Annotated in this window: 23 protein-coding genes; 8 read left to right on the forward strand and 15 right to left on the reverse strand. The window is 58.7% G+C overall.

Annotated features, from left to right (window positions below):
- Window positions 1–78: 78 nt before the first annotated feature.
- Together dusA and AC07Y2_RS20265 are read left to right on the forward strand one after the other, a co-directional pair.
- Window positions 79–1,074, forward strand: a complete 996-nt coding sequence (gene dusA / locus AC07Y2_RS20260; RefSeq protein ID WP_103386755.1) for a tRNA dihydrouridine(20/20a) synthase DusA — start codon at window positions 79–81, stop codon at window positions 1,072–1,074.
- An 84-nt stretch (window positions 1,075–1,158) separates the two neighbouring features.
- Window positions 1,159–1,530 carry a DUF2388 domain-containing protein gene (locus AC07Y2_RS20265; RefSeq protein WP_103386754.1) on the forward strand — a complete coding sequence of 124 codons (372 nt, stop codon included), beginning with the start codon at window positions 1,159–1,161 and terminating at the stop codon, window positions 1,528–1,530.
- Here AC07Y2_RS20265 and AC07Y2_RS20270 read toward each other — a convergent pair whose 3' ends face one another.
- The gene (locus AC07Y2_RS20270; RefSeq protein WP_103386753.1) at window positions 1,531–2,364 is read right to left on the reverse strand and encodes an undecaprenyl-diphosphate phosphatase; all 834 of its coding nucleotides are present in this window, start codon (window positions 2,362–2,364) and stop codon (window positions 1,531–1,533) included.
- A 506-nt stretch (window positions 2,365–2,870) separates the two neighbouring features.
- Between AC07Y2_RS20270 and AC07Y2_RS20275 the strand changes: the two genes are divergently transcribed.
- The 3 genes from AC07Y2_RS20275 (at window position 2,871) to AC07Y2_RS20285 (ending at window position 6,338) form a co-directional block, all read left to right on the forward strand.
- Window positions 2,871–3,611 carry a winged helix-turn-helix domain-containing protein gene (locus tag AC07Y2_RS20275; RefSeq protein WP_039772760.1) on the forward strand — a complete coding sequence of 247 codons (741 nt, stop codon included), beginning with the start codon at window positions 2,871–2,873 and terminating at the stop codon, window positions 3,609–3,611.
- Between the two features lie 290 nt (window positions 3,612–3,901).
- The gene (locus tag AC07Y2_RS20280) at window positions 3,902–4,561 is read left to right on the forward strand and encodes a winged helix-turn-helix domain-containing protein (protein ID WP_039772761.1); all 660 of its coding nucleotides are present in this window, start codon (window positions 3,902–3,904) and stop codon (window positions 4,559–4,561) included.
- 382 nt (window positions 4,562–4,943) lie between these two features.
- Window positions 4,944–6,338 carry an undecaprenyl-phosphate glucose phosphotransferase gene (locus AC07Y2_RS20285; protein WP_064598067.1) on the forward strand — a complete coding sequence of 465 codons (1,395 nt, stop codon included), beginning with the start codon at window positions 4,944–4,946 and terminating at the stop codon, window positions 6,336–6,338.
- A 373-nt stretch (window positions 6,339–6,711) separates the two neighbouring features.
- Here AC07Y2_RS20285 and AC07Y2_RS20290 read toward each other — a convergent pair whose 3' ends face one another.
- The 6 genes from AC07Y2_RS20290 to galE form a co-directional block, all read right to left on the reverse strand.
- Window positions 6,712–8,790, reverse strand: coding sequence for a YjbH domain-containing protein (locus AC07Y2_RS20290; RefSeq protein ID WP_103386752.1), 2,079 nt, complete (start codon window positions 8,788–8,790; stop codon window positions 6,712–6,714).
- A complete protein-coding gene (locus AC07Y2_RS20295; protein WP_371855520.1) occupies window positions 8,787–9,551 on the reverse strand; it encodes a capsule biosynthesis GfcC family protein in 765 nt (254 codons plus the stop codon). The genes AC07Y2_RS20290 and AC07Y2_RS20295 overlap by 4 nt, the downstream gene beginning before the upstream one ends.
- Entirely contained in the window at window positions 9,548–10,213 is a 666-nt protein-coding gene (locus AC07Y2_RS20300; protein ID WP_080770671.1) for a YjbF family lipoprotein, read from the reverse strand. Before AC07Y2_RS20300 ends, AC07Y2_RS20295 begins: the two co-directional genes overlap by 4 nt.
- A gap of 11 nt (window positions 10,214–10,224) precedes the next feature.
- Window positions 10,225–11,340 carry a polysaccharide biosynthesis/export family protein gene (locus tag AC07Y2_RS20305; RefSeq protein WP_172829496.1) on the reverse strand — a complete coding sequence of 372 codons (1,116 nt, stop codon included), beginning with the start codon at window positions 11,338–11,340 and terminating at the stop codon, window positions 10,225–10,227.
- Between the two features lie 90 nt (window positions 11,341–11,430).
- Window positions 11,431–11,667, reverse strand: coding sequence for a hypothetical protein (locus tag AC07Y2_RS20310; protein WP_003226528.1), 237 nt, complete (start codon window positions 11,665–11,667; stop codon window positions 11,431–11,433).
- 227 nt (window positions 11,668–11,894) lie between these two features.
- On the reverse strand, window positions 11,895–12,911 hold the full coding sequence (gene galE / locus AC07Y2_RS20315) for a UDP-glucose 4-epimerase GalE (RefSeq protein WP_103386751.1): 1,017 nt from the start codon (window positions 12,909–12,911) through the stop codon (window positions 11,895–11,897).
- 379 nt (window positions 12,912–13,290) lie between these two features.
- Between galE and galU the strand changes: the two genes are divergently transcribed.
- Both galU and AC07Y2_RS20325 read left to right on the forward strand, forming a co-directional pair.
- A complete protein-coding gene (galU, locus tag AC07Y2_RS20320; protein ID WP_007951629.1) occupies window positions 13,291–14,124 on the forward strand; it encodes a UTP--glucose-1-phosphate uridylyltransferase GalU in 834 nt (277 codons plus the stop codon).
- Between the two features lie 47 nt (window positions 14,125–14,171).
- Window positions 14,172–14,579 carry a phosphohexomutase domain-containing protein gene (locus AC07Y2_RS20325; protein ID WP_039772767.1) on the forward strand — a complete coding sequence of 136 codons (408 nt, stop codon included), beginning with the start codon at window positions 14,172–14,174 and terminating at the stop codon, window positions 14,577–14,579.
- Window positions 14,580–14,582: 3 nt separating this feature from the next.
- Here the strand turns inward: AC07Y2_RS20325 and AC07Y2_RS20330 are convergent, their stop codons facing one another.
- Genes AC07Y2_RS20330 through AC07Y2_RS20365 form a run of 8 tightly spaced genes read right to left on the reverse strand, consistent with a single transcriptional unit; the run spans window position 14,583 to window position 24,069 of the window.
- Window positions 14,583–15,731, reverse strand: a complete 1,149-nt coding sequence (locus tag AC07Y2_RS20330; RefSeq protein ID WP_103386750.1) for an SGNH/GDSL hydrolase family protein — start codon at window positions 15,729–15,731, stop codon at window positions 14,583–14,585.
- A 12-nt stretch (window positions 15,732–15,743) separates the two neighbouring features.
- Complete coding sequence (locus tag AC07Y2_RS20335) at window positions 15,744–16,787, reverse strand: acyltransferase family protein (protein ID WP_103386749.1); 1,044 nt, start codon at window positions 16,785–16,787, stop codon at window positions 15,744–15,746.
- A 12-nt stretch (window positions 16,788–16,799) separates the two neighbouring features.
- On the reverse strand, window positions 16,800–17,903 hold the full coding sequence (locus tag AC07Y2_RS20340; RefSeq protein ID WP_039772770.1) for a hypothetical protein: 1,104 nt from the start codon (window positions 17,901–17,903) through the stop codon (window positions 16,800–16,802).
- A complete protein-coding gene (locus AC07Y2_RS20345) occupies window positions 17,894–19,126 on the reverse strand; it encodes an MATE family efflux transporter (RefSeq protein WP_103386748.1) in 1,233 nt (410 codons plus the stop codon). The genes AC07Y2_RS20340 and AC07Y2_RS20345 overlap by 10 nt, the downstream gene beginning before the upstream one ends.
- The gene (locus tag AC07Y2_RS20350; RefSeq protein WP_039772772.1) at window positions 19,123–20,235 is read right to left on the reverse strand and encodes a polysaccharide pyruvyl transferase family protein; all 1,113 of its coding nucleotides are present in this window, start codon (window positions 20,233–20,235) and stop codon (window positions 19,123–19,125) included. The genes AC07Y2_RS20345 and AC07Y2_RS20350 overlap by 4 nt, the downstream gene beginning before the upstream one ends.
- Window positions 20,236–20,249: 14 nt before the next feature.
- Entirely contained in the window at window positions 20,250–21,326 is a 1,077-nt protein-coding gene (locus tag AC07Y2_RS20355) for a glycosyltransferase (protein ID WP_103386747.1), read from the reverse strand.
- A gap of 41 nt (window positions 21,327–21,367) precedes the next feature.
- A complete protein-coding gene (locus AC07Y2_RS20360; protein ID WP_103386746.1) occupies window positions 21,368–23,590 on the reverse strand; it encodes a polysaccharide biosynthesis tyrosine autokinase in 2,223 nt (740 codons plus the stop codon).
- 38 nt (window positions 23,591–23,628) lie between these two features.
- Window positions 23,629–24,069, reverse strand: coding sequence for a low molecular weight protein-tyrosine-phosphatase (locus tag AC07Y2_RS20365; protein ID WP_039772775.1), 441 nt, complete (start codon window positions 24,067–24,069; stop codon window positions 23,629–23,631).
- A 290-nt stretch (window positions 24,070–24,359) separates the two neighbouring features.
- Here AC07Y2_RS20365 and AC07Y2_RS20370 point away from each other — a divergent pair, with 290 nt between their 5' ends.
- On the forward strand, window positions 24,360–25,301 hold the full coding sequence (locus AC07Y2_RS20370) for a glycosyl hydrolase family 5 (protein WP_103386745.1): 942 nt from the start codon (window positions 24,360–24,362) through the stop codon (window positions 25,299–25,301).
- Window positions 25,302–25,385 lie beyond the last annotated feature (84 nt).

Consider the following 25,385-nt stretch of genomic DNA (forward strand, 5'->3'; position numbering starts at 1 on the left):
CCACTCAGATACCCCTTAAGCCCCTCCCATTCCTGATAAACTCCCCCACCTCCCAGCCACACCGATTCCGTACCCCCAATGCCCCCAATCACCGCTACACCCGCCACACTCTCCCGCCGTTTCTCCGTCGCGCCGATGATGGATTGGACTGACCGTCACTGCCGGTACTTCCTACGCATCCTGTCGAAAAACGCCCTGCTCTACACCGAAATGGTCACCACCGGCGCTCTGCTCAACGGCGATCACGAGCGTTTCCTCCGTCACAACGAAGCCGAGCATCCGCTGGCGTTGCAGTTGGGCGGTAGCGTTCCGTTGGACCTGGCCGCTTGCGCTCGTATGGCGCAGGAGCACGGTTACGACGAGGTGAATCTGAACGTTGGCTGCCCGAGTGATCGGGTGCAGAACAATATGATCGGTGCGTGCCTGATGGGGCATCCGCAGTTGGTGGCGGATTGTGTGAAGGCGATGCGTGATGCGGTGTCGATTCCGGTGACGGTGAAGCATCGGATCGGGATCAATGGGCGGGACAGTTATGAGCAGCTGTGCGATTTCGTTGGCACGGTGCGGGATGCCGGGTGCACCAGTTTTACGGTGCATGCGCGGATTGCGATTCTGGAGGGGTTGTCGCCGAAGGAGAACCGTGACATTCCGCCGTTGCGTTATGACGTGGCGGCGCGGTTGAAGGCGGATTTTCCGGAGCTGGAGTTCATTCTCAACGGCGGGATCAAGACGATGGAGGCCTGCCATGAGCATTTGCAGACCTTTGACGGCGTGATGCTGGGGCGCGAGGCATATCACAATCCTTATCTGCTGGCCGAAGTGGATCAGCAGTTGTTCGGCAGTGCCGCGCCGGTGATCAGCCGGGCCGAGGCGCTGGCGCAGTTGCGGCCTTATATAGCCGAGCATTTGCTGGCCGGCGGCGCGATGCATCACATCACCCGGCATGTGCTGGGCCTGGGCACCGGGTTCCCGGGGGCGCGCAAGTTTCGTCAGTTGTTGTCGGTGGATATCCACAAGGCCAAGGATCCGCTGGCGTTGCTGGATCAGGCGGCGGAGTTGCTGGCGGGTCGTTGATCGATGCGTTGAATGTGCGGGCAACGAATGACTGTTGCCCGCTGATGTAATTCTTTTGATGTACTGACAGGATGTCTTTTGTTTATGCCCGCGTTGAATTTCTCTGGTTTCAAGCGTTGCACCCTCCTTGCCTTGTTTTGCGCCACGTCTAATGCCCAGGCCCACTGCGACGGGCTTTGTCTGGGTAACACGGATACTCCATGGGAGGTGACCAAGTTGTCTGGTTTCTCGCTTGCTTCCCTGCTGCTCACGCCTTTTACGGCCTCGCAAGAAACCACCGACAGCCATAAACGCGTTTACTCCGCCGAGGAGCTGGAAGACGCGCGGCTTTATCTAGCCAGCGACGGCATGCTGAAGGCTGCGTATTTCACGTCAGCCTTGCAGCGGTTTCGTCATGAATCGCCCGATACCGAGTTAAGCGACCTCGCCGTCGCTGCGCTGCTCAGCAGTCAGTAATCAGCTTGCCGCCGCAGCCGTCCAGTTGACCCAGCCAAATTGCCAGGTGGCAAGGATCAGCAAGCCGAAGGCAATGCGGTACCAGGCGAAGGTGGCGTAGCTGTGGTTCGCAATGAACTTCAGCAGGCCGCGCACGGCGATCATCGCGAAGATGAACGCGACGACGAAGCCCAGGGCGAAGACCGGCAGGTCGCTGCTCTGGAACAGTTCGCGGTATTTGTAGCCGGAATACACCGCGGCACCGACCATGGTCGGCATCGCCAGGAAGAACGAGAACTCCGTGGCGGCCTTGCGTGACAGGCCGAACAGCAGACCGCCGATGATGGTGGAACCGGAGCGCGACGTGCCCGGAATCATCGCCAGGCACTGTACGCAACCGATCTTCAGGGCGTCGGCCCACTTCATGTCGTCCACATGGTCGACGCTCACTACATGATCGCGCTGCTCGGCCCACAACATCACGATGCCGCCCACCACCAATGCAACCGCTACGGTGATCGGGTTGAACAGGTATTCATGAATCGTGTCGGCGAATAACACGCCGAGAATGACTGCCGGGAAAAAGGCGATCAGCAGATTACGGGTAAAACGCTGGGCATTGCTTTGGGTCGGCAGGCCTTTGACGATCTCGAAGATCTTCGGGCGAAACTCCCAGACCACCGCCAGAATGGCGCCCAGTTGAATAATGATGTTGAACGCCATGGCGCGTTCACCGCCGAATTCCAGCAAGTCGGCAACAATAATCTGGTGGCCCGTACTGGAAATGGGCAGGAACTCGGTCAGGCCTTCTACCGCCCCAAGAATCAGCACCTTGAACAAGGTCAGTAAATCCATTAATCCTCCGTCAGAGCGCTCTTTGCGGGCGCCCTGTTAAATGCATTCAGGCATTGAGTATCTGAAGTAAAACAATTGGCAGATGTACACCCATTGCCCGACTCGGGGACGGAGAATATGTCTTATCAAAAGCCACACTCAAGGCATGTTAATAAACGTCCGTGTGTGAACTTGTCGACGTTATAGCCAAAACACAGGCCTCCCCATAAAATGTGACCCACCTCACAGTGCTCTGATACGTATGCAGTTGAGTGATGGCCAAGGGACATAAAAACAGCTCGCGATAATTACAAAATAGTGGCACCATTCCATATTGCCACCATCTAACGACCTCAATTCCGTTAGTTCACAGCCCCGAAAAAATCAACTAAAAGCTTGAATCGCTTAATTATTGTTAGAAAACTCGGGAGCCACGTCTAAAATTCGTCCAAATGTTACCAATTGTCAGTCACAGATGAGAACCGGTGCTTTAACATCCCGATGTCAGCACCTTTTCGAGTCAATGCATGATGCTCACAGGTAACTTAGCGACTAGAAGCCCGCGCCGCACAAGCGACGAACCAGGTGTTCTCACCCTGGGTCGTACCCGTGGCGTGGCTGAACACTTTAGCGCGCTAATCGCAAAGCATGTGCAGAGCGGTGTGGCTGTTGAAGCCGACGCCTACATTAGTTCATATCAGCACAACGAATATCACGGCCTGTATCGGGCGATCTTCATTATCATCGACAGCCCTCAGGCACTCGAAGATAACCTTGCGCTGGTGGAAAACCTGCGCAACGACAACTTGAAGCCGATTATTTGTGCAGTGATCACGGGTCGCGGCGCCCACAACAAGATCAAGTACTTTCTGGCCGGTGCCGACTTCTGTATCAAACTCAATACCTTGTCCGATGAAAGCGCGGAACTGCTGGGTGAGTTCTTCGACAGCGAAGAATGGCAGCGGGATATCAGCCTGGTGCTGGACCCCACCCGCATCTGCCTCTCGGACACCAGCAAGAAACTGGATATCTCCTTTGCCGAAATGAAGATCCTGCAAGCCTTTGCGCAGACCGGCAATCACATTCTCAGCCACGATGAAATCGCCAGCATCATGGGGCTGAACACCCAATTCTACGACCCTCGGGCGCTGGAAAAATCCATCAGCCGCTTGCGTGGGAAAATCAAGGACGTGTACGGTACGAACGCCATACAGAGCATTCGCGGGTATGGCTATCGTCTGATGAGGGGGTTGATCTCAACCCCCTGATTCAGGGAAACACTCTTTTGCAGCATACGAGGGAACGTCTGATGCAACGCTTCAAACATCCGCTTTCTCATAGTTTTAACCGCGTCACATATCTAATAAAAAGCTGTCAATTGCATGAGCGCTGCAACACTTAAACATAACAATAAACCATTACTCTAACGCAGACCGAGTGGAACTTATCGAGGCCATCTTTGGGCCCAGACCCTGCCTGATCGATTAATTCCGAGGAAAACATTGCTCGCCTGCCATTATTTTTTCGCCAAATTTGGTGTGTACTTTAGGAGAGAGACATGGAAACCAGCACGACCCTCCCAAGAAAATATTTTGTTGTCGTGACTAACAGCTCAGCGTCGCAACGCGAACTCGAGAGCATTCTCTCCAGTGAGCGTTTCAATTCGTTTGGCACGTCTCAGGCACAAATGTTTATTGAAGGTGTTGCTTCGCCCTCTTCCACTCCGATGCTGATGGAGTTCACTTACCCACGCGGCACAAGGAAGCACGTCGCACGTAGCATCGAACATGATACCCAGCGCATATTGGCCACCCTCGAATCGGAATGGCTGGCAGCACAATCGGCGCATTCATTCCACAATTCCACGGCCATGTCCGAAAACCCCGCTGATACTTCCCGAACGATCGAATCCGACGCGCCCTGCACCCAAGCCTGGCATCTGGACAATGATCAGGGTGCATTGACGAAAGAAGGCGTCGAGATCAGTCTCACCGGGCTTGAAACCGCACTGGTCCGCAAGATGCTGCACCATGAAGATCGTGTTGTCAGTCGCGACGATCTGATTCTCAGCATCGGCCGCGAGCCGGAGCAATACCGGGGACTGGAAATGTGCCTGAGCCGTCTTCAAGACAAATTCAAGAACGCCAGCAACGGTGAACGATTGTTTCGTGCCGTGCGCAATCGCGGTTATTGCCTGATCCAGGAAGTTGTTGCCTAAACAACATCCCCCACTACAAGACAAACAGATACAAGTGCGATTACAAAAATAAAAAAGCACTCTGTTTGGTTTCATCCCTCCCTGGTTATACCCGCCTCCTGACCCCACCTACGATAGCAAACACAATATTGATTATTCACCCCCTGCCTTTCGACCTTTTCTAACGTTTGCATATTGGAAATTTAAATAAGTTGGCACTGTGCCATCTTGTTAGAACTCGTCAGACAGCATCCCCGGCAATAACTTAGTCTATTGACTGACGACAGTTCCGCATTCCGGCGTTGTTACCTCAGGACACTGACTCAAACAACAATAACAAGTCTGCTTAACAACTCGGTTTTCTACTGTCGAAACCTGAACGGACGTCTTTTGGGGATATCGTATGGATCTTTCTCTTCGTATCAATCGAAACACCGGCCTCAAGGGACTGACCTTTTGGGGCCAATGGGCGCTGGCACAGAGTTTCATTGTTTCCCTGTTGTTCATACTGGCCGAACAGCACACGGGCACCGTCGAGTTCTACTATCGGATGTGCACGATTCTGGCCGTACTGGCCTCGGTGCCGGCTTATACCTTCAGCGGCGCGTATCGAAAGCGAGACAATTACCTGACCGGGCTGGGTCGACTGTTCATGGGCTGGTTCATGACCATGGCCGGGCTGGCGTTCATCGCTTTCATCTGCAAGGCCGATGCGCTGTTCTCACGCCAGGTCATCCTTGAGTGGGCGGTGTACGGTTTCCTCGGTCAGGCGCTGCTGTACGCACCGCTGCATGCGTTCTCGAAGTTCTACCAGCGGTCGCGCAAAAGCGAACACAAGACCCTGATCGTCGGCACCGGCGAACTGGCTCTGGGCCTGGCGAAGAAGCTGAGCCAGCATGAAAACCTGCCGCTGGTCGGCCTCGTCAGCAACGGCGATACCCCGTCGCTGGAAGCGGACGCCCCGCGCGTTGTCGGCGCTCAGGACGAACTGCTTGAGCTGATCCAGAACCACGACATCCGCCGCCTGTACATCACGCTGCCGCTGTCGGAAGCCGCCAAGATCGAGGCGATGTATGTGGACTTGCTGGATGCCAACGTTGACGTGGTCTGGGTGCCGGACCTGAACAGCCTGACGCTGCTCAATCACTCGGTGAAAGTCGTGGACGGTCTGCCGGCGATCTACCTCAACGAAAGCCCGCTGACCAGCCGCCCGACCGCTGCGCTGAGCAAGAGCCTGGTGGAGAAAGCCGTCGCCCTGCTGGCGATCATTCTGTTGAGCCCGGTGCTGCTGGCCGTGGCCCTGGCGGTGAAACTCAACTCGCCGGGCCCGGTGTTCTTCAAGCAGGATCGCCATGGCTGGAACGGCAAGGTGATCAAGGTCTGGAAATTCCGCTCGATGCGCGTTCACGATGACCGTGACGTCAAGCAGGCCAGCCGCAACGATTCGCGCATTACCGCGGTCGGTCGCTTTATCCGTCGCACTTCGCTGGATGAGCTGCCGCAACTGTTCAACGTGCTGCAAGGGCACATGGCACTGGTCGGTCCACGTCCGCACGCCGTGGCGCACAACAACTACTACTCGGGCAAGATCCTCGCCTACATGGCCCGCCACCGAATCAAACCGGGCATCACTGGCCTGGCGCAGATCAGCGGTTGCAGGGGTGAGACAGACACCCTCGACAAGATGGAAAAGCGTGTTGAGATCGACCTGAAGTACATCAACAACTGGTCGCTGTGGCTGGATCTGAAAATTCTGGTGAAGACGCCGTTCACCCTGTTGTCGAAGGATATTTACTGAGACGCAGCGCTTGAGAAGGCAACACCGCAAGGGGACGAAAGTCCCCTTTTTTGTGGGCGGGGTTTGGGGTTGGTCGGGGTTCTGAAACCGAGGAGTGACAGATGCTCTGATGTCGGCTGAGCGGACGCCTTCGCGGGCAAGCCCCGCTCCCACAGGTTTTTGGGTGATGCCGTAATCTTCAGCATTCCCCGATCCTTGTGGGAGTGGGCTTGCCCGCGAAAGCGCCGGATCATTCAACACCAGATTTGAACCTGCCAACCACCCGCAACACACCAGCTCCCACAGCAATCACGGCTGCATCAAGATCCCCCTTCACCACAAACAAAAACGGGAGCCATCAGGCTCCCGCTTTAATTCTCCGCTCCCCCCAAACTTACTCGGTAATCTTCCCGAAGTTGCGGTAGAACATGTCCCCTTCACGGCTGTCCGTCATCGAATGCAGCTGGAAGCTGCGGTTGAGCCGCGCGCCACCGTCACGGGTCAGCGGTGCCCACACCAGGTTGGCGCGGCGCATGGTCGACATGCTCATCATTTCGTCGAACGGGATCGACAGGTACAGCCCCTTGTCGAAACTACCCTCGCCATACTCGGCGCTGCCGGCGGTGGTGATGGTCGCCCAGGCGCCAAAGCGCACGCCGTTGAAGAACTCGCGGGAGATGTCCACCGTGCCGCCAAAGTCGCCCGCCAGGTAACGCCCGACGCTGACTGCGGCCAGCGTGTCGAACGGCAGGTCGGTGTAGCCGGTGATGTGGCCGGTCCAGACCGAGTAATCCTGCAGGCCGAAACCCTGGTCGAACTCACGCTGACGCACGTAGTTCAGGTCCGCACCAATCGACCAGCGCTTGCCGGTCGGACGAAACAGCACCTCACCCCCGACCCCGGCGAACATCGATTCCAGATAACCGCCGTAGACCATGCCGTACAAATCCTTGTCCAGTTGCTCGGCGTGGCTGACCTGAAACAGCGGCATGGTGGTGTCGGAAGTGGTCAGGTACTGACGCAAGTCGGTGCGCACACGCGGCAGGCCGCTGGGCGCGTCGTAGGTGAACTTGTCGAAGTTGTTGATCAGGTTCTGACTGAGCAGACCGTTCCACCAGGTGTTGCGGTTGAAGCGGTACTCGGCATCCAGATCCGCCGTGAACTGATAGAGCAAACCATCGGGGCCGCCGACGTTCTGTTTGAAGCCCAGGCCGACGCCGTAATTGAAGTGCTGCGGCGCTTCGGTGTAGAGGGTTTTCTCGTTGCGCGGCATTGCCGGATTGATCTCGGTGGTGCGGTGCAGCGATTCCAGCGGTTCTTCGTTGTTGATCACTTCGCGGAAGGTCTGCCGGGGCACGCTGGTTTCTTCCAGCGGCAGGTCGTAGCGCTTGTTGACCACGGTGAACCAGTCGATGTCGTCGTTGACGCTGTTGTCGAGAATCCGGCTCGCGCGGCCGACGGCCTTGGGCGAATGGAAATAGCGCTGCTGCTCGCCATACACGATCAGTTCGGAATCGCGCTGGGTGATGCGCTCGACCTTGTAGCCGGCGTTCTGTTGCAAACGGCGCGACACGTCGGCCCAGTTGACCTCTTCCATGGTCGCGGTTGGCGCCTTCGCCGGCAGCGGTTCGGCCGGTGGGTCGAAGGTCTTGGCCGGGGCCTTGCGACTGACGAAATTGGTGTGGAACGTGATGCCGAACATCGCCGTGTTGCCGCGCTCCCAGGCCGCACTCAGATCGACGGAATCGGTCACCTTGAACACCGCGCCGAGGTTGATCGGCGAGTCCTGCTTGATGATGTTGTCCTTGGGCTCGTGCTTGTAGTCGTTGCCTTCGTATTCGAGTTTCAGGCTGAGGCGGTCCCAGGGCGTCTGGTAACTCACGCCGCCGAAAAACGACGGCTTGCCGCGGAAGTACGAGCCGGCGTTGACGTCACCGGTGCCTTCCAGATCCGGGCGGGTGTTGAAGCGGTCACTGATCGAACCCAACGGGTTGTCGACATCGCCGCGATTACCGATGTAACCCCAGGCGATGCCGGCGCTGAAATCGAAATTGTCCCAGCGCTTGTTGGCCACGAAGAATTCACTGGCAAACAGACCGGTACCGCCGATGTCTCGAAAGCCCAGCGCCACTTCCGGCGCCCAGTGGCTTTCCTGCCACAGCCGGACCTTGGCGTCGACCGCCTTGTCCTTATAGCTCTGGCTGCCGCTCAGCGCTTCGGAACCGTACGGACGGTTGGTGATGGCGGTGTAGCGAAACGAACCTTCCAGCCAGTCGAGCGGCTGCAACGAAACGCTGTATCGGCTGTACGGTTCGGTGCGGTTGGCGTTGACGCTCAACTCACCGGCGGGCGACATGCGCGCGGTCGGGGTCTGCAACAGACCGACGCCGCCGAAGTCATTCTGGGTAATCCGTGGCTCGGCATGCACCAGGCCACACGGCAATAACAACACAGCTGCAAAACGCAAATTCAACGAACCACCTCAGCCAACTGCGTGGCAATCAATTCGGCCAACTGCTGATTCAGTTCAGGGACAGGCGGATCCAGATCATCGTTTTTCACCGGCACCAGAATCTTGCTGCCGGCCACGGGCATCTGCCCGCTCTCGCGGTTCCAGTGGGCGATGCCGACCCGCCGCGATTCGCCGTTGGGCTGGATCAGCCACAGGTAATCGGCATCGGCGTCCGCCGTCAGCAACGTGCAGCCCTGCAGGTATTCGCGGGCTTCCTGCAACGGCTGATAAGGCAAACGGCACGGCTCGGCGACCGCGCCCAGCACTTCGACCTCGTCGACCCGTTTCGGGTAGATCAGTTGATCACCATCGTCGAGGCGGATGTTGCGGGCGAAACCGACTTCCACCGCCACCGGATCGAGATCGGCGATCTGCCGCCCGGTCACCGGCATCTGCCGGACCTGCTCGGCCAGGCGCTGTGCCAGCGCCGCTCGACTCGGTTTGTCAAAGAGCATCGCCATGCGCTGCAGCACATCCAGATCGAACAGCACGCCGACCTTGAGCCGCGTCTGTTCTTCCAGCAATGACTGACGCAACAGGACGCCCGCCAGCCAGTAGCCTTCGGCATTCGGCACGGCCTCACCGATCACATCGCGCAAACGTCCGCCCGCCGGCAATTCGATCGGGCCGGGGTTGGCGACATCACCGCTGACGATGACTGCTGCCTCGCTGGCACCGGCAAGCAACATCAGGCACGCCGACAGCGCTCTGAGCCGCTTCACGGGACATGCCTGCGGTCAGGGGTCAGCTGCACGATCCTGACCCGCAACTGCGAGGTCAGTTGCTGTTCACTCTGCACAATGAAACCGTCCACCGGATCGACCCAGTAACGGTTGGTTGCGCGCAGGCCGATGGCCGGCGCGTCAATCTGCTCATCGACGCGCAGCACGGAGTATTCCTTGTCGAGAATGTCGAGGGTTTCCAGGGATTTTCGGGAGAAGCGGCTGTTGACGATGATCCCGACTTCCTGGCCCTTGTAGAGGTCGATCCAGCGGCGGCTGGTGTAGCCGTCGGTGATGCGATGCAGGCCCTGTTTGAACGGCGAGTCATCAGACAGGCGCGTGCCGTCCAGATCGCCCTCCACGCCCAGGCCCACAGTGCGCATGGCCAGGCCGTCGCGCATCAGCAGCACCTGCTTGCCGGAGGCGACCCAGAACTGCAGGTCCTCGCGCTCGCGCACCAGCGCCAGCACCCCGGAGCCGGACGGCGTGGTCAGTTTGAGTTGGGGATACTTGACCCCCGCGACCTGCTCCGCCGACACGTCCAGTTCATCCGGCCCGATGACGGCGGATTTGAGGTTGTTCAACGAAGCGCTCATCAGCGGATTGCAGCCACTGAGCAACACGGCCGCCATCAGGCACACGCCCACTTTCAACGTTTTCACAGTCGGCGGCCTTATTTGCTGTTGTTACTGTATTCGCTCCAGTTCTTCGCAGCGGAAGCCCCTGTCCCGACAATCGATGCCGACGGCACCAACTGGCTGATCAGGCGATTCCAGCGAGTCACGTTGGCAGGCCCGACATAGACCACGTCCTGGGGCCGCACTTCGAAGTGCGAAGCGAGCGCCATGGCGGTCGGCGACTCGGCTTCCAGCTGATAGATTTTCGCCGGCTCGACGTCGAGGTTTTCCACCCCGCGAATCACATACACGGCGTTGCCGTTGGAGGTGGTCTGGCTCAAGCCGCCGACCGATCCGAGCACGTCGGACAGGTTCATGGTGGCGGTCTTGAAGCTCAGCGCACGGGGCTGGTTGACCTCGCCCATCACGTAGATGCGCTTGTTGTCGTTGTACGGCAGATACAGCTGATCGCCTCCCTTGAGGTAGACGTTCTGCAATTCGGAATCCTGCTGATTGAGGGCATCGAGATTGAGCGGATAGACCCGCCCGTTGCGCGTCAGCATCAGCCCCGACAAGTCGGCATTGTTGGTATCGACACCGGCCGAACCGAGGGCCTCGACCACGCTCAGCGGGTTGGTCGAAATCGCCTGGGGGCCGGCCTTGGTGACGGCGCCCGAGACCACGACTTTCTGGCTGGCGAAACGCAGCACCGCGACATCCACTTGCGGCTCGGCAATGAACGCCGAGAGGCGTTGCTCGATGTCCGAACGCAGTTGCTGGATGGTTTTGCCGGCGGCCTGGACTTCTTTGATGTACGGGTAATACAACGTGCCGTCGGAACGCACCAGACGGCCGTTGGCGTCGATCTGCTGTTGCGCACCCGAAGGGGCGGTCAGCTCGGGGTGATCCCAGACCGTGATGTACAGCACATCGTTGCTGCCGATGCGGTATTCGGCCGGGGTCGCCAACAACTCCGCCGGCACCGACTCACGCTTGTACGTGGCGCGGTTCATGGCGATGAGTTTGGGGGTGATCGGAATGAGCTCGACCCGGCTGCTTTCGCTGGCGCCCTGGCGCGTGATGCTACTGGTGCTCAGGTACTGGCCGGGGGAGAACATGCAACCTTGCAAAGCGATACTTGCCAACAATAAAAGAGAAAAACGACGGGTCATAATGGCACTACGCTATTCAAGGGCGAATCCAAAAACAAAGTCACCCGACTTTCGTCGGGCGACCCTGTACTGCACCAACAGATACTTCAGTTAGTTGTGCGTGCCGGTTGTACCCGTGGTACCGGTGGTACCCGTTGTACCGCCGTTGGCACTTCCACCACTGTTGGACGCCGCTACAGCACTGGCGACCATGGCAGTACTGGCAGCAGGCGCTGTAGAAGCCGCAACACTGCCAGATACATTGGTCACTGCTGTAAGCGGCGCTTCAGCTGCGGAGGCCCAGTTGCTCAACATCGTCAACAGGGCGATCGCCATCACTTTCTTCATATCAACTCCTTTCTAACATCGCACCTGAACATCGGGTGTTGGTTAGAGGTGGTAGAGTTCAAGTCGCAAAAAGCGCGAACAAGATCCGTTGTTCTTTCACAGTCTTACGCAACTGATAAAAGTCGAACGGCAGGTTTATATCTACGGACTTGCAAAAGGCATTGCCAGTCTAATTTCCCGACGATATCTAACAACCTGACTGAAACTAACATTGCACTAAAACGCCATCATCCCTGATAACCCCGGGGATGATTCGATTGCCAGCGCCAGGTGTCGGTGACCATGTCCTGCAAGTTGCGTGTGGCTTTCCAGCCGAGTTCCTTCGCCGCCTTGGAGGCGTCGGCCCAGCTCTCGGCAATATCCCCGGAACGCCGTGGCATTACCCGGTAAGGCACCGGCTGCCCGCAGGCCTGCTCGAAGGCCCGCAGCACCTGCAACACGCTGTAGCCGTCGCCGGTGCCGAGGTTCCAGGTATGAATACCGGTACGGTCGGCGATGGTTTGCAGGGCTTTCAAGTGCCCGTCCGCCAGATCCACCACATGGATGTAGTCGCGCACGCCGGTGCCGTCGACCGTCGGGTAATCGTCGCCGAAGATCGACAATTCCTTGAGGCTGCCGACCGCCACCTGGCTGATGTAAGGCACCAGATTGTTGGGAATGCCGTTGGGATCTTCGCCCATCTGGCCGCTGTGATGCGCGCCGATCGGGTTGAAGTAGCGCAGCAGCGCGATGCTCCAGCGCGGTTCGGACTGGCACAGGTCGCGCAGCACGTTCTCGACGATCAGCTTGGACTGGCCGTAGGGATTGGTCGGAGTGCCGGTCGGGAAATCCTCGCGGATCGGCATCTGCGCCGGCTCGCCGTAGACCGTGGCGGACGAGCTGAACACCAGCCGGAACACCCCCGCCGCTGCCATCGCCTGGCACAGCGTGATGCTGCCGCTGACGTTGGTTTCGTAGTATTCGAGCGGCTTGCGCACGCTCTCGCCGACAGCCTTGAGCCCGGCGAAGTGCAGCACGGCATCGATGGTGTGCTGCTGGAAAATCCGGTCCAGCAGGGCCCGATCGCAGACATCTCCACGAATCATCAGCGCACTTTTGCCGCAAATGGCTTCTACCGCGTGCAAGGCGGCGTCGCTGCTGTTGCAAAGATTATCCAGAACTACAACTTCATAACCTGCTTCAAGTAGTGCAAGTGTGGTGTGCGAGCCGATATAGCCGGCGCCACCCGTTACCAGAATCTTCATAGCGCGGTCCATAAGTGGGAAAAGTGCCAACTCGCGTGTCAAGCGCTGTTTGTTTAATGTGTGTCTTGATTCACACAAACCGCGCGACAACAACCAGAAACAAAAACAGTTCAATCACTGGCTATAAATATTTTTACAAGCCAAACTGTATTGCCTGGTACTTATTAGCACTCCCGCGCATTCATCACTATCAACGGATGCCGACTAAAAATAACCAATAACTGTCAAACTGACATCTCATAACATTGTCGTGTTTTACACTCATTGCTATTTGCCACTCATCTCCCGAGTCAGGTATTAAAGTACAGCTTCAATAACTTGCAACCTTCGTTATTGCAATAAACGATGGCAGTGCGCCATGAATGACCAGGAAACTTTTATGATCCGTAAATGTTTGTTCCCCGCTGCCGGTTATGGCACGCGTTTCTTGCCGGCCACCAAAGCCATGCCCAAGGAAATGCTGCCGATCGTCAACAAGCCGTTGATCGAATACGCCGTTGAAGAAGCACGGGACGCCGGCCTGCAACACATGGCCATCGTCACCGGCCGGGGCAAGCGCGCACTGGAAGACCACTTCGACATCAGCTACGAACTCGAACACCAGATTCGCGGCACCGAGAAAGAGAAGTTTCTGGCCGGCACTCGCGAGCTGATCGACACCTGCACCTTCTCCTACACCCGCCAAGTGGAAATGAAAGGCCTGGGTCACGCGATTCTCAGCGGTCGCCCGTTGATCGGCGACGAGCCCTTCGCTGTGGTTCTCGCGGACGACCTGTGCCTGAACCTGGAAGGCGACGGCGTGCTCACGCAGATGATCGAGCTGTACAAAAAATTCCGCTGCTCGATCGTCGCCATCCAGGAAGTGCCGCGTGACCAGACCCACAAGTACGGCGTGATCGCCGGCGAAGCGATTTCCGAGGGCATCTACCGGGTCAACCACATGGTGGAAAAACCGGCCCCGCAAGACGCACCGTCGAACCTGGCGATCATTGGCCGCTACATCCTCACGCCGGACATCTTCGACCTGATCGCCGACACCGAGCCGGGCAAGGGCGGCGAAATCCAGATCACCGACGCCCTGATGAAGCAGGCGCAGAACGGTTGCGTGCTGGCCTACAAATTCAAGGGGCTGCGCTTCGACTGCGGCGACGCCGAGGGTTACCTGCAGGCGACCAACTTCTGCTACGACAACGTTTACCTGAAGGGCCGCTGAGCGGCCCCCACTGATTCATTGCAGCACGCACATCCAACGAGGCAACCATGAACATTGCACAACATTCCGCAGAGATTGAACGTGAGGTGGACAACCTCGGGGTGATGAGCTGGTTATCCCGCCATCAGCCATTGCCCAGCGCCAATGGCCCGTGGCTGGGCACCCTGCTGCTGGTCGACCGTCTCGGCGTGTTTCCCTCGTCCGGGGACATACGCCGACCGATGCGCGATCCCTATCCTCTGCTCGCCCACCTGAAACGGATTTACGGCGAGCAGGCGCTGGAGGTCGATGACCGCGACGGCCTGAAGATGATCTTCAGCGACTGGCGTTTCCGCGTGCGGATCTGCTGCAACGACCCGGCGATCATCGTCAATGTGGAAACCCGTTGCGTGACGCAGTTGATGCCGCAGAAAACCGCAGAGCTGCTGAGCCATCTGGATCTGTTCGACAACTGACGGCTACTTCGAAGTCTCGCCACAGCTATCCTGTGGCGAGACTTTTTGCTGTCCGCCCACGACCCAACGATAGAAGTAATCGGCAATCACCCGCCCGCCCGTGGCCGGCACCGGATGAATCTTGTCCGGCCCGATCATGGCCGCTGCGTAGCGTTTGACGTCGGTGCCGAACGCACATTGCAGATTTGCATAACCCAGACGCTGCTCACGGGCCCAGGGCTCGATGACCTGCGCATAAGCCGACATCGGATAGGCGCTGGAGCGGGTGGTGTCCTGACGCAGGATCAGGTTGATGCTAGCCGCCGGCTGAATCTCGCGGAGCATGCCGACCAGCCCCTGAACGTTATGCAGATACTGCTCGGGCTTCACGCCGAAACCCTGATCGTTGCCACCGAGCATGATCAGGTAAATGTCTGCGGGAATCTTCGATACAACGGCTTTCCACTGCGCCTGCCAGCGAGCATCGTCGTGATAGAAATCAGCGGACGCCGCGCCGGACGCCGCCAGTTTCGATACCCGAACCCCGTTCTGATCGTTGCTCAGCCACAGACCGAACAGGGTCGGCGCGCCTTTTACCACTTCAAGCCTGAAGGCCCAATCGGTCGCGGCCGACGTACCGGGCAGCGGGACTTCCTGTACGCCCTCGTCCGCGAGTTTCAACGGCTGCCAGTCGGCGGAGGGTGACCAGCGATAACGCAACTCACTGGACTCACCGTTGCCGAGGTAGAGCAGTTTCGCCTGAGTGACGGCGGTGTTGATGGCAGGCGTCGGGCTGGCCTCGACTTGCAGCCAGGCGCCGGGGTGGCCGGTCACCGTGCGGCTATCGGGGCTGGCCTGGCCGAGGCCGGAGACCTGCCAGTCGCCGCCGAAGTATTTTTCGCTGCTGCGGGTGTACTTGAAATGCGTGCCGCCCAGCGCTGCGCCGTGGTTGAACCCGACATACCCCGGCCCGGCAAACCCGACCTCTCCGGCCACGCGCTGCACCAGTTTGTTCAGGTAGAAATCCTGCCCGGCGCTGTAGCTGTCGCCGATCACCGAGATCGACAACACCTTGCCGGCCTTGCCTTCACGCCATTGGCCAAACCGCTCGCGAGCGTCGCCGACCTGCACCACCGACGCCGCTACCGGCGGCACATCATCAACAGCCAGCATGAATCGCTTCCTTCATCGGGTCTGCGCCACCGGTGCGATGGTCGCCGCCGGTTTCTTTTTGGTCGCGGCACGTTCGCCGAGGAACAGCACGGAGGTGAAGTTGAACCGACTGAAAATCATCGACAACACCACAGGCCCGAGCAAGCCACACGTCAAACCGCAGAACACCAACACGCTTTCGTCCTTCACACCCAGGCGGCCGAGGATCGAACGCGACGTAGCGGCGAACAATACGTGAAAGAGGAAAATCGCGTAGGAGTAACCGCCAAGCCAGGTCAGCGTCTTCGAGCGCATGTCACTCGACAGTAACGCGATGCAGGATACGCAGCCCACGGTCAGGCCGATCAGGCTGCGGCGGTCGACGATCAGCTCGCGGTCCACCGCCGCCACGTACAGCAGCGTCAGCGAGATCAGCACAAACACCAGCGGGCCAATCACCTTGAACGTCTGCTTCAGCTCGCTGACTTTCTCCTGGCCGATCATGCCCGCCACGAAGAACGGCAGCAGATAAATCGCCCCGTTGATGCCGAACGCATCCACGGGAAACGGCGGCAACAGGAACACCGCCGCCGCGAAGGCGAACAACAGGTACTGGCGCGTCGGTGTACGCAACAAACCGCGCCACTCCAGCAGGCCGACGAACATGAAAATGATGAACACCGCCTGCAGAAACCAGAAGTGGTTGATCGGAACGTAGAACGACAACAGCGCATCCATCACGCTGACGTCCTTGTTCACGCCCGGCCCCACCGCCTGCAACACCGAGAACGGCACACCGACGCAAAACAGCGGCACGATCAGGCGCCGCACCTTGCCGCTGAAGAACGCGGAAAAGTCATTACCGCGAATCTTGTAGAGGGAATAGATGTAGCCGGAGATGAAGGTGAACAGCGGCATCCGCACGTACACCATCGAATCGGCGATCACCCGGAACGGCGAGCCGATGTCGATTTTCAAACCACCGCCCAACGGCCCGATCACGTGATAGAGCACCAGCAACAGGCACGCCAGGCCACGCAGGGTTTCGATCTCCAGGGACTTTTTCTTGCTCGACATAAAGCACCCGCCTCAATTCAGAATTCTTGATTCAACCTTCGCCGGTTTGTTCGCCCGCAGCATCAACCCCAGGCCCACGAACAGCACCGGCACCACCATCGAAAAGTGCCGGGCGAACGAACCGAAGTCCGGCTCGAACAAGCCTTGAACCAGAAGGAACGCCAGCGGAATCGCGATCAGTTCCTTGGGTTTGGTCTGGATCGGTGCGCCCTTGTAATCGGTCGAGGTGATGACTTTGAACAGCAGCAGCGCGGTCATGATCATCAACGCCACGAAGATCACCTGGCCCGGCCCCGACAGCAGGATCAGCTCAACGGGAAACGACAAGCGGAAGAAAATGATCATCGAGTCCAGGGCCTGCGAGACGAAGTCGCTGCCGCTAAGCCAGGAGACGATCAGCGATTTGGAACCCTCCTCGCCCGCCGTGCGCAGTTCGTTGTTGCTGGCGCGAATCGACGACACCGGAAAGCCCAGCGCCAGCTGGATCGCCATTGCTACTGCGAGATAGAACAGGAACAGCATCAGGAAGAAGGTGGTGCGCGAGACGTATTTCTTCATCACGCAGACGCCGACCCAGGACAGCGAAAACAAAATCCAGTAGGGCCGGATCAGCACGCCGTAGATCACCGCCGAAAGGAAAAATCCGCCGCGATATTTGCGCGTCAGCGAGCTGAACAGAATGCTCAACACCGCCACCGACACGATGATTTCCTTGGTCAGGTTTTCCAGAAAAAACGAACGCACGATGCCCCACAGGCACAGGGTGCCGAAGATGGTCAGCGGCATGCGCCGGAACACCACCACGGGAATCGCCGTGAGGAAAAAGTTGCAGAACATCCCGTAGGCCCAGGCGTTGGTCAGGTTGATCCCGGTGGGCCGCAGCAGGAATGCCGAACACTCGTAGGACGAGCGATCCGGCGAGAACGGGTTCCAGAAATTACAGTTGTCGGCCCGGGCATAGGACGACCACAGGGTCATCGCGTCCGGGCCCGGATCGCGCGGCACCAAGAGCGGCATCGCCACCGACAGAAACAGCCCGGTGAACAGGATCAGGAACGACAGCGACGAATCGAGACGGCGCCCACGAAACTCGATGCACGGCAGTTTCAGGCCCATGACACGACAGCCTTTTTCGCCCGCGTGGCGCGAGTCAGCAGCGCAATCACGGCGAGCTGCACGATGATCGCGAAGACGTTGCCCCAGGCCGCGCCGTAGATCGAATAATGCTTGATCAGCAGGTAACTGACCGGCACTGAAACCAACAGACAAATGGCCGCACTGGCGAGGGACACCCGGCTGTTTTTCGAGGCGATCAACCCGCCCCAGACGATGTCACCAATGGCGCGCAGGGCGAAGGAGAAAATCAGCACGCCGAGGATGCCGTTGTCCGGACGCGGAACGCTGGTGGCGACGTAATCGAGCACCACGTTGAAGAACAGATAAATGCCCACCGCCACCGCCGCCGACACCGCCAGCGAACGCGCGACCCACTTGTTCACGAACAACTGCCGGACCGTGAACGGTTGCTGATCGGCCTGATAACGCTTGGCGAGCAGCGGAATGCCGACCACCGCCACCACCGCGTAAGACAAAGCCTGCAAGGTGTTGGCCGCCGACCACGCGTACACGTATTTACCGAGGCTGGCGTAAGGTTCGAGGTCGATGATCAGAAAGCGTTCGGCGTACTGACTCAGGGCGATCAGGCCAGTGCCGAGATAAAACGGCAACCCGGCTTTCCACACTGCGGCAGTGGCCAGCGTCCCCTCTTCCCGACCCCGATGAACATTCACCACGATCAGGTAACCGGCGACGATCACCAGCACGTTGGCGATGACCCACAGCCACAGCACGCTGGCGATTGCGGACACCCAGCCGAGTGCCATGCCGCCCACGGCCAGCAGCGCCCAGAGCCCGGTCTTGATGAAGAACAGCAGCGCACCCGCCGTGGCTTTCTGTGCAGAAAACACGAACGAGTTGATCTCGAACGACAGGTGTTCGGTGAGCAGCACCAGCGTCACGCAGGCGATCAGCGCAGCCGTCGCTTCCACCGACTGGAACAGCGAATAAATCACCACCGTCAGCACCGACAACGCCAGGCCCACGGCCAGGTACAGCAGCAGCACTTTGTCCACGACCCGGCGCGAACTGCCGCCCACGCTGATCAGCCGATTGATTTCGGAACTGAAACCGACGCTGTAGAACTTCGACGCGATCAACGACGCCGCGACCACCACGCCGTAAAAACCCAGCGCCTCGTAACCGAGGTAATGGGTGATGGCGAGCACCAGCAAGAACTTCGCGCCCAGTGCTCCGCCGCGCAGCAACAGCCGGAATATCATCGAATGACGCCCTTGATGATGTCGTCCATGGCCACGGTTTTCGCCTCGATCTCGCGGCAGGTGTCGGTCAGGCGTTTGCCGAAATTCGACAGCGCGTCAGGGGCGTAAACCGTGTCGATGATAGTGTCGACATTGATGTCGCCGCCGTTGATGACCCAGTCCTCGACGCCCATGTCCTGATAGGCGCCGAAGCCTTTGCGCTCGTAGCTGATGTGATACGCCGGCACACCCGAGAGCAGTGATTCGATCGCGCCGTGCAGGCGCACGGAAATCACCAGGTCCGGTTGGTATTTGGCCAGCGTTGCCTTCAACGGCAGCAAGTCTTCGGTGATGCCCAGTTCGCGATAGAACGCGCCGTCATCATTACCGCGCACCGCACTCTGTACGGCGCAGACCACTTTGCTTTTGTTCTTCAAACGCTGCAGCAGCACCTTCAGGTTGGCCACGTAGGCCAGCTTCTTTTCCTTGCTCCATGCCGGCGGTTTACGCAGCACCACGCACACCGTGGCCGGCGTCGAAGCGCAGCGGGTGAACTTGGGTTGCTGGAGGATCTTGCCGGCCAGAGCCTGCACCGCGAGGTCCGGCGCGCGGTAGACATTTTCACAGGCATCGAACAATGCCGAGGAGCGGTTATCGCGCACGAACACCGCGTCGGCGCTGGCGTAGTGGCCGACGATCTTGTCGCTGTCGCCGTGGAACGGCCCGATGCTTTGCGGCAGGTACACCGACGGCACTTTGCTGAGGATCGCGGTTTCCAGCTGCTTGGCGTGGCCGAGTTTCAGCTTGATGTGCTCGAAGGCACTTTTCGAGCGCATGTAGCCGCCGCCAACGCCGACGATCAGATCGGTTTTCTTCAACAGATCCGCCAGCCCCGCGTAGGACTGATTGAGGAACACCGCCTGCTTGACCCGGCCCAGGCCCTTGGCCGCCATCACCGGCGCGTCGAAGCGCGGGTGCGGCAGGTACTTGAAAGAGTCCGGATCGGAAGCCACCACACTGATCGCGGTGTCTTCGCCAAAGTTGCGCTGCACCAGCGCAATGGCCAGATCGACCAGCAGACCATCGCCGGAGTTGGAGGCACTGTAGCCATGCAAAATCGTTACGTTCATGAGCGGAGTTCTACTTAATAAGAGGGAGCGGAATACACGTCGTAGGTCTGGCGGATCATCAACGCGGCGCTGAAACGCTCGCGGACGATGCGCCGACCTTCGATGCCGAGGGCCGACAACGCAGGCTTCTGGATTTTCTTCAGCCGATCGGCCAGCGCCTGGTGATCACCGGCGGGGAACACGTAACCGGACACACCATGGGTGACCAGTTCGGGCAACGACGTGCAGTCGCTGGCGATCACCGGCAGGCCCAGCGCCATGCCTTCCAGCGGCACCATGGCAAAGCCTTCCCAGCGGCTCGGCACGATCAGCGCATCGGCTTTCTGATACAGCGCGTGAACCTCGGTTGGCGTCACCCAGGGCAGGTATTCCACCCCGTCCAGCGGCGGACACTCGACGACGTCCTCATTCACCGCACTGCCCACCACCGTCAGCTTCAGGTCGCTGCGTTTTGCTTCGGTGTAGGCCTTGAGCAACACGTCGAAGCCTTTCTGGTAGTCGAGGCGACCGACGAACAGCAGATGAATTGGTGCCGGATCGTGGGCCTTGCGTTCTTCATGCTTGTGATCGATGCCGTTGTAGATCAGCGTCATGCGCTTGCGCTCGATGCCAAACTTCGCGGCCTTGTCCAGCTCGAACTGGCTGACGCAGATGATCGTGTCCGTGACCTTCTGCAGCACCCGTTCGATCCCCGCATAGACTTTCTGCTTGATCGGCGAGCTTTCCATCAGGAACGAGAACGCATGGGGGCAGTAGACGATTTTCGGCTTGCGCCACGGCCGCAGGAGCACGCACACGCAACGGCCGATCACCCCGGAAAAGGTGCTGTGCAGATGCACCACATCGGGTTTTTCCTTGCGCAGGACTCGCGCCAGTTGCCAGGCAAAGCGCAGCAGCGACGGCACGTTCCGCCCGCTTCGGGCGAAGGTGCGGATCTGCTGTGGATCGATGCCGTGCAGCTCTTTTTTCTGGTCGAGCGGGACCAGATACACCAGCTCATAGCGCCCGTCTTCGGGAGCCGCCGAAATCGTGCGGATGACCGTCGCCACCCCACCTTTGATCGTTTCCGCCACGTGCAGTATTTTTTTCACAACTCACCCACTTTCATGCCTGTAAGGACCGTCGCTGAATTTCAGGACTGGTCGGACGCGTATTCGTAGTTGTAATAGCTGCCGTTGCCGTAATAGCTGGCCGCGCGCTTCTCGACGCCGTTGAACACCGCGCCTTTCAACTCGATACCGTTCTGGGCGAAACGCCGGATCGTCATTTCGATTTCCTTGGCCGGGTTCACCCCGAACCGCGCGACGATCAGACTGATGCCGGCCTCGCGACCGACAATCGCCGCATCGGTCACGGCCAGCAGCGGTGGCGTGTCGATGATCACCACGTCATAGCGCTCGCTGAGTTGCGCCAGCAGGTCGCGGAAATTGGCGTGCATCAACAGTTCGGAAGGGTTGGGCGGGACCTGCCCACGGCTGATGAAGTGCAGGTTGTCGACTTCGACCTTGTTGATCGCCTGTTCAAGGGTGCAGCGCTTGACCAGCAGATCGGACAAGCCGTTGGTGATCGGCGTGTTCAGCGTTTTGTGCAGATGCCCCTTGCGCATGTCGGCGTCGATCAGCACCACGCGCTGCCCGCTTTGCGCCATGACCGCTGCGAGGTTGGAAGAGACGAAGGTCTTGCCGACCTGCGGGCTCGGGCCGGAAATCATGATGCGGTTGTTGGTCGAATCCAGTGCGGCGAAGTGCAGGCAGGTGCGCAGGCTACGGATCGATTCGATGGACAGGTCCGTAGGGTTGCGCAGGGCCAGCAGGTACGCCGGCGTGTCCGCCGCGACTTTGGCCCGGACTTTTTTGCTGTCCTCTTCCTGTTGCAGAGCGCTGTAGGGAATCGACGCGTAGACCGGCAAGCCGAGCTGCTCGATGGCTTCCGGCCCTTCCAGGCCCTTGCTCAGGGATTTGCGCAACAGCACCAGCGCCACGCCGACGAAGGCGCCGAGGAAAGTGGCGATCAACACGATCAGGGCTTTTTTCGGTTTGACCGGGCTGGTCAGGTCGACGTCCGCCGTATCCACCAGACGCACGTTACCCACTGTACCGGCGCGGATGATGTCCAGCTCCTGGGATTTGTTCAGCAACTGGGTGTAGATCTGCGAGGCGACTTCGACATCGCGGGTCAGGTTGAGCAGTTCCTGCTGCGTGGCTGGCAGGTCCTGAACCTTGCCTTCCAGCGAGCGCTGTTGCTGGGTCAATTCGCCAATCTGGGTCATCAGCGCGCGGTAGGCCGGGTGCTGTTTGGTGAACTTGCGATCCATCTCCGCCTGTTGCAGTTTCAGCTCGGAAATCCGCGTTTCGAGCGCCACGGACTGGCCAAGCACCGATTGGGTTTCCAGCGAGATGTTCACGGTCTTGCCGTGGGTCTGATAGGCGTTGAGCGCATCGCTGGCCTTGGCCAGATCGCGTTTGACCTGCGGCAACTGGCTTTGCAGGAAGGCCAGGCTCTGCGCCGCTTCGGCCGAGGTGCGGCGCACGTTCTGATCGACGTACAGCGAAGCGATCTTGTTGAGGATCTTCACCGCTTCGGCGGCGTCGCTGCTGGCCAGGGCCAGACGGATGATGCCGGACTCCTTGCCTTGCTCGGAGATGTCCAGCGCGTCCTGATAACCCTGGATGGTCACGATTCGTGGGTTGCGCACCACTTCGAAACGGGTTCCGGGATTGGCCAACAGTTGCGCGACCTGCCCTTCTACGCCGTCCTGCGAGAAGGCTTCGCCCGCCACGCCTTCTACCAACAGGTTGTCGTTGTCGTCCAACAGCTGAAAGCGATGTTGTTCGCCGGCAATCAGGGTGAGTTTCTTGCCCAGCAGTTCCTTGGGCAGATTGAGATTGGCAAACTCCAGGCGCTCACCGCCCCAGGCGTAGCTGCTCAGGCCGAAACGCGGCGGCGCGACGCTGAGCTCGGTCTCACCGCGATAACGCCGAGAAAGAAAGCCACCGATCAGCGGAAAGGTGTTGGGGGTGACGTCGATGTCCAGGCGCAGATCGTCGACCGTTTTGCCGATTACCGCGCGGGACTTGATGATGCCGATTTCGGTCACCGACGGCGATTGCCCGCCGAGCATGCTGTTGAGGTCGGAAAAACCGAGCATGTCGTTCTTTTTCGGTTCGACCTGCACCAGGGCGTTGGCCAGATACACCGGCGTGGCCAAAATCGCATAGGCCACACCGGTCATCATGAACGCGCCGGTGAACGCACCGATCAACCATTTCTGATCGATCAGGCTGCCGAAGATGCCGAGAAGATCAATACTGTCTTGATCGTTGTCGCGGGTGCCGATTACTGACGGTAACTGCATAAGTCTTTCTTACCATTCACTGAACTGAAGAATATTCATCAACGCGCCAGGCGTTGCGCCCATGAGCTAACAGCATCTTCAATCAATGCATGGGCATGAATAAAAGCGGCCTGCCCCTGACGATACGGGTCCTGTATTTCTCGTTCGCTCTGCCACTTGCCCAGCAGAAACACTTTGCCCCTGGCGTGAGAGGCAATCTTCAGTACTTGATTAACATGTTGTTTTTCCATCACCAGAATCAGGTCTGATTCATTGACGATGTCTGCTGTCAGTTGCCGCGCCTTGAACCCTTCGGCACTGTGCCCGCGGTCTTCCAGCACCTGGCGCGCGGTCGACTCCATGCCTTCGCCGACCCGTGCAGACAGGCCTGCGGAGGTCACGCTGATCGCCGAGGGTGTCAGTGCATTGCGCAACAGAAGTTCCGCTGTCGGACTTCGGCAGATATTGCCTACGCAAACGACAAGAATCTTTTTGAACAAGGTTTACTTTCCCGTGTAATGTCAATCGGCCAACATGCCTTGCAAATTCGAATGAACCCGCAAGACCTTCCTTCACTCGGAAATAGATTCACCCTTAATACCGATGCATTAAGTACCACGGCCTCTAAAAGTCCCCCAACCAGAATTACCGGACTAAAAATAACTGTGATTTTCAGGCGAAAGTTTTCCGACAAAAAATAACATTCGTGCACTTAGCATCCTTATTGCCCTCGAAACCTGTGTAACGAGATACCCCTTCGCTAGATGTCATTCTCATCAGGAGAGCCGACATGAAATCAGCACATCTCAAACATCTTGGTGCCACCCTGTTGATGCTCAGTGCTACTGCACAGGTTCACGCCAGTACGCTGTTCCCGTCATTGCCCACCCGAACCATTGGCGTTCAGGTCAAGATCCAGAACTTCACCCCGGCGGACGCCGAGCAGATCAAAGCGGCCGGATTCAGCTTTGTGCGCTTCGGCGTCTGGAGCGACAGCCTCGGCGGTAAGGCCTACCAGAAACAGATCAGCGATGCGTTTGCGACGGCGCGGTCCGCCGGGTTGCCGGTCTTGATGACCGTTCGCGCCACCAAACCGTTGACCGGTGACCTGACCACCGCCGGTGAAGCCTTTGCCAACGCGGTGAGCGGGCTTGAGCAAGCCTGGAGCGCGCAACTGGTGGGAATCGAGATCTGGAATGAGCCGGACCTCGACACCTACTGGCCCACTGGAGACTTCAAAAACACCTTCGTGCCGTTCATGACGGCCATGTGCAAGACGCTGCAGGGCAAACCGCAATCGACGCCTTTGGTGGGCTTCGGTTTTGCCCGTCCACCGACGGCCGGCTCCGCCTCGACCGTGGCCCTCAACAGCATCCTCGGCACTTATCCTGAGTGCCTGGATGCCATTTCCTATCACCCTTACGGCATGACCGCGACCCAGATCAGTAACGCGCAGACCTTCATCCAGCAAAACTTCCGTCTGCCGGGCGTTATCAGTGAATGGGGCGTCTCGGCGCTCGCCTCCAACGGCGGGCCGGAAGGGCAAGCCAGTAAAATCTCTGCGTTTATCGCCGATGTTAAAAAACTCAACATTCCGCTGACGTCGATTTACGAATGGAAGAACAGCGAGTCGGGCAGTAACGACCGAGAGAAGAATTTTGGTCTGCTGACCTCCGACGGCCAGCCGAAACCGGCACAGACGGCGGTCTCGACGCATTTGAACGCCGATTAAGCCGTACAGCGGGTCAGTTGCTTTGAACCTGTGGTTCTTTTTGGCATCGTATTGATCGATAACGCGCCCCGCCTTTCAAACAGC

The sequence above is a fragment of the Pseudomonas sp. GW456-12-1-14-TSB6 genome (assembly GCF_059424205.1).

What these genes read in the sequence shown, in the direction of transcription:
- dusA (WP_103386755.1), top strand. Translation starts at nt 79, where the DNA reads ATGCCCCCAATCACCGCTACACCCGCCACACTCTCCCGCCGTTTCTCC.
- AC07Y2_RS20265 (WP_103386754.1), top strand. Translation starts at nt 1,159, where the DNA reads ATGCCCGCGTTGAATTTCTCTGGTTTCAAGCGTTGCACCCTCCTTGCC.
- AC07Y2_RS20270 (WP_103386753.1), bottom strand. Translation starts at nt 2,364, where the DNA reads ATGGATTTACTGACCTTGTTCAAGGTGCTGATTCTTGGGGCGGTAGAA.
- AC07Y2_RS20275 (WP_039772760.1), top strand. Translation starts at nt 2,871, where the DNA reads ATGATGCTCACAGGTAACTTAGCGACTAGAAGCCCGCGCCGCACAAGC.
- AC07Y2_RS20280 (WP_039772761.1), top strand. Translation starts at nt 3,902, where the DNA reads ATGGAAACCAGCACGACCCTCCCAAGAAAATATTTTGTTGTCGTGACT.
- AC07Y2_RS20285 (WP_064598067.1), top strand. Translation starts at nt 4,944, where the DNA reads ATGGATCTTTCTCTTCGTATCAATCGAAACACCGGCCTCAAGGGACTG.
- AC07Y2_RS20305 (WP_172829496.1), bottom strand. Translation starts at nt 11,340, where the DNA reads ATGACCCGTCGTTTTTCTCTTTTATTGTTGGCAAGTATCGCTTTGCAA.
- AC07Y2_RS20310 (WP_003226528.1), bottom strand. Translation starts at nt 11,667, where the DNA reads ATGAAGAAAGTGATGGCGATCGCCCTGTTGACGATGTTGAGCAACTGG.
- galE (WP_103386751.1), bottom strand. Translation starts at nt 12,911, where the DNA reads ATGAAGATTCTGGTAACGGGTGGCGCCGGCTATATCGGCTCGCACACC.
- galU (WP_007951629.1), top strand. Translation starts at nt 13,291, where the DNA reads ATGATCCGTAAATGTTTGTTCCCCGCTGCCGGTTATGGCACGCGTTTC.
- AC07Y2_RS20325 (WP_039772767.1), top strand. Translation starts at nt 14,172, where the DNA reads ATGAACATTGCACAACATTCCGCAGAGATTGAACGTGAGGTGGACAAC.
- AC07Y2_RS20330 (WP_103386750.1), bottom strand. Translation starts at nt 15,731, where the DNA reads ATGCTGGCTGTTGATGATGTGCCGCCGGTAGCGGCGTCGGTGGTGCAG.
- AC07Y2_RS20335 (WP_103386749.1), bottom strand. Translation starts at nt 16,787, where the DNA reads ATGTCGAGCAAGAAAAAGTCCCTGGAGATCGAAACCCTGCGTGGCCTG.
- AC07Y2_RS20340 (WP_039772770.1), bottom strand. Translation starts at nt 17,903, where the DNA reads ATGGGCCTGAAACTGCCGTGCATCGAGTTTCGTGGGCGCCGTCTCGAT.
- AC07Y2_RS20345 (WP_103386748.1), bottom strand. Translation starts at nt 19,126, where the DNA reads ATGATATTCCGGCTGTTGCTGCGCGGCGGAGCACTGGGCGCGAAGTTC.
- AC07Y2_RS20350 (WP_039772772.1), bottom strand. Translation starts at nt 20,235, where the DNA reads ATGAACGTAACGATTTTGCATGGCTACAGTGCCTCCAACTCCGGCGAT.
- AC07Y2_RS20360 (WP_103386746.1), bottom strand. Translation starts at nt 23,590, where the DNA reads ATGCAGTTACCGTCAGTAATCGGCACCCGCGACAACGATCAAGACAGT.
- AC07Y2_RS20370 (WP_103386745.1), top strand. Translation starts at nt 24,360, where the DNA reads ATGAAATCAGCACATCTCAAACATCTTGGTGCCACCCTGTTGATGCTC.